The organism is Streptosporangium sp. NPDC049644 (assembly GCF_040675205.1).
Taxonomy (GTDB): domain Bacteria; phylum Actinomycetota; class Actinomycetes; order Streptosporangiales; family Streptosporangiaceae; genus Streptosporangium; species Streptosporangium fukuiense.
Genome location: NZ_JBFAOJ010000221.1, coordinates 1 through 2,979, shown reverse-complemented (window position 1 = coordinate 2,979; position 2,979 = coordinate 1). Strand labels below are relative to the sequence as shown.

The following is a 2,979-nucleotide window of genomic DNA, read 5'->3' as shown; positions in this document are numbered from 1 at the left end:
ACCGCCCCCGCAGCGTCATGCACGGTGGCCAGCACCCCGAGGACAGGCTTGGCAGAGCCGAGCAACTCGGCCTCTTCCTTGGTGGGGTTGCGCGCAGTCAGCCGCTCGGTGACGTGATCGAACCGCAGGTGCTTGACCGCTTGGAGGTGATGACGCACTCCGCGCGCCAGCGGTTCGGGCTTGTCGACGTCGGTGCCCAACGCGATCTCCAGCGGGAACCACAGGGTTTCCACCGCCGACAGCCGGCCACCCTGCTCGACCACGCGCCGACGCGAAATCACCGGCGTCTTGTCCTCAACGTTGAGGAGACGAGCGATGTGGCGGGGAGCCGGAACACGGGCAACCTCGGTCACCATGTCGCCGCTCTCGGCCTGCTCGGCCACCGCCAGGCCCGGTCGAATGCGATCGGCGGCGCTCTCGGGACGGCCCTTCACGAACGAGCCTCGGCCATGTTCACGCTCGATCCAGCCTTGCATGGCCAGCGTCTGAAGCGCCCGAACTACTGTCGTGCGGCCCACCCCGAACTCTCTGACGAGCTGCGTCTCGGAGGGCAGCATGTCACCGGCCGCGTACTGCCCGGCCTCGATGCGCTCCTGAATCGTGCCCATCACCTGGGCATACTTCGGAGGGGCGAAATCCCTGCTCATCTTAACCGCCCGATCGCTCTACCACTTGTCTGCACAAGCACAGTACCGGCTGAGACCAGCCCTGTCAGGAGGCACGGCAGCCACAGGCGGCTACCTGGCCAGCCCCGCCAGAATCCTGATCCACACCACCCGCGCCTGAGCAGGCGACCACGCCTCACTGTGAAATACGGTCACCCGATTTTTGTCCTGAACCGTACGCCGAATGAACGACAGCCCGCCCGCGTCGCACAATTCGTAAAACGTCACCCGATGCTCGTGACAGGTCCAGGCCACTACCCGAACCCGCCCGAAACGGCGCGACCTATTCCAGGTCAAAGGCATACATCCGGGAGCAGCCGGTACGAGATGATGCGCCATGCACGACGCTCCCTGCCGGGGAGAACTCCCGCTCATGATTCCTGCCGCTCGAAACGCACCGACCCGGCCGGGTCCACGGTGGCGTGGAAGAGTACCTGTCGCGACCAGTCGTCCTGCACGGCGCTGAAGTCGCGGACCCGGTGGCTGATGCGGCCCCAGACCGTCGCGGGCGAGTCCATCCGCCGCATCTCCGTGCGGAGCGTGTCCATCGCCGTGGCCTGTCCCGAGCTGACCCCGCACGGCCCGAGCTCGTCGGTTCCGCCGGAGGTGGTGAACACCTCCCACTCGAACATCTCGACGAGCTGTTCCGTACCGCCGCAGTAGATGCAGTCCTCGTGTGCCGAGAATTCCAGGCGCAGGCCCATGGCCGCCACACATCCACGACGGGTGACGATCTTCCAGCCGCGCCCGTCGCACTCCGTGCACTTAACCGGTGTTGTCATGCCGGAAAGAATGTCCGGGCGAACTTTTCCGCCCTATCCCGCGCAGGTATACCACCGAGAATATAGAGTCCCGTTCTGCGGTGATGCGCCACTTCGGAACCAATGACCGGAGGATGGAATGCACGGGAACGCTTTCAATCCGATCGAGATTCCGGCATGGGTCTGGGACCGCGACGAAAGCCAAGAAATCCTTAAGAACCGTGACGTGATGGCGCTTTTCAACCTCGCGGTCAAGTACAGCGGAGCCAGTCAGATCCGCCTCAGCACGGCGACCGGAATAGCCCAGGGCCACGTGAGCCTGATCATCCGAGGGCGACGCCAGGTCACCGACCTAGAGGTCTATGAGCGCATTGCCACCGGCCTTGGCCTGCCCGATCATGCCCGCATGCTCTTCGGCCTGGCCCCGCTCGACCTCGCATCCCCCACCGGGGATCACGGCGACAACCACCAGGAGCAGGCCGACGAACTGACGGCCCGGATCGAAGCCGCTACCGCCATCGACCCCGTCATGGTCATGATCCTCACCACCGAGACCAACAACCTGCGCCTTATGGACCGCCGAGTCGGCGGGGTCGCCATCGCAGAGAAGATGCGCGCCCAGATCGCCCAGGTGCAACGCGCCCACCGCCACGCGGTACGGCCCGGCATCCGCGCTCAACTCGCCCAGGTCCTGGCCGAGACCTCATCGTTGGCCGGATGGCAGGCCATCCACACCGGTGCGCTCAACGACGCCTGGGATCACTACGAGCAGGCCAAAGCCGCCGCCCGCGAAGCCGACGACCCCGCCGTTCTCGCCTACGTCTCGGCCGAACAGACCTATGTCCTGATGGAACTCGGCAGGCCGGCCGAAGCCACCGAGCTACTCCAGTACATCCACGCCACCCACCGCGACCACATCCCCGACCTGTTACGGACCTGGTTGTCAGCGGCCGAGGCCGAAGCTGCCGCGATCCTCGGTGACGAGACCACCTGCCGCGCGGCCCTCGACCAGGCCGCCGCACTTCTACCGACAGGGGAGGCCGATGTGAGCATGCCCTACCTCTCCTTGGACGCTCACCACCTCGCCCGCTGGCGCGGCAACTGCCTGGTGCGCTTCGGCGATCCCGGCACCGTCGAAGACCTCCGCTCCGCCCTGGCGGGAATGGACGGCACCTACAACCGCGCCGAATCCGGAGTCCGCTGCGACCTGGGCCACGCCCTTCTGGCCAGAGGAGAACCCGACGCGGCCCAACCCCACATCCAACGCGCCCAGCAACTCGCGACCATGACCGGCTCCCGCCGCCAGCGCAAGCGCATCGAGGAACTCGTCCGAGCGGTTAAGCGCTCACTCCGTTGAGCCGATCGCGCGCCGCGTACAGACCGATCAACGTTCCCGATGTCCAGATGTCACCGCGGGCGATCATCGCCGGGATCTCCGACATCGGCACCCACTCGATGAGATCGGAACCTGTCAATTTAATCAAGGCAGTTGAGCTGGGCTAATTCTGTGTCGGCTGTTCTGGCGTGTCCTTCTGCTCGTTCGTGTCGTCGTT

The 2,979-nt window shown here is 65.6% G+C and carries 3 protein-coding genes; 1 reads left to right on the top strand and 2 read right to left on the bottom strand.

The window, feature by feature from the left end; translation table 11 throughout:
• Both AB0J58_RS44530 and AB0J58_RS44525 read right to left on the bottom strand, forming a co-directional pair.
• The coding region (locus tag AB0J58_RS44530) for a GntR family transcriptional regulator (protein ID WP_364227806.1) at window positions 1-647 on the bottom strand (647 nt) is incomplete at its 3' end.
• Window positions 648-1,036: 389 nt separating this feature from the next.
• Entirely contained in the window at window positions 1,037-1,447 is a 411-nt protein-coding gene (locus AB0J58_RS44525; RefSeq protein ID WP_364227803.1) for a hypothetical protein, read from the bottom strand.
• A 208-nt stretch (window positions 1,448-1,655) separates the two neighbouring features.
• On the opposite strand from AB0J58_RS44525, the gene AB0J58_RS44520 reads away from it, so the two are divergent.
• On the top strand, window positions 1,656-2,783 hold the full coding sequence (locus AB0J58_RS44520; RefSeq protein WP_364227801.1) for an XRE family transcriptional regulator: 1,128 nt from the start codon (window positions 1,656-1,658) through the stop codon (window positions 2,781-2,783).
• Window positions 2,784-2,979 lie beyond the last annotated feature (196 nt).

What these genes read in the sequence shown, in the direction of transcription:
- AB0J58_RS44525 (WP_364227803.1), bottom strand. Translation starts at nt 1,447, where the DNA reads ATGACAACACCGGTTAAGTGCACGGAGTGCGACGGGCGCGGCTGGAAG.
- AB0J58_RS44520 (WP_364227801.1), top strand. Translation starts at nt 1,656, where the DNA reads ATGGCGCTTTTCAACCTCGCGGTCAAGTACAGCGGAGCCAGTCAGATC.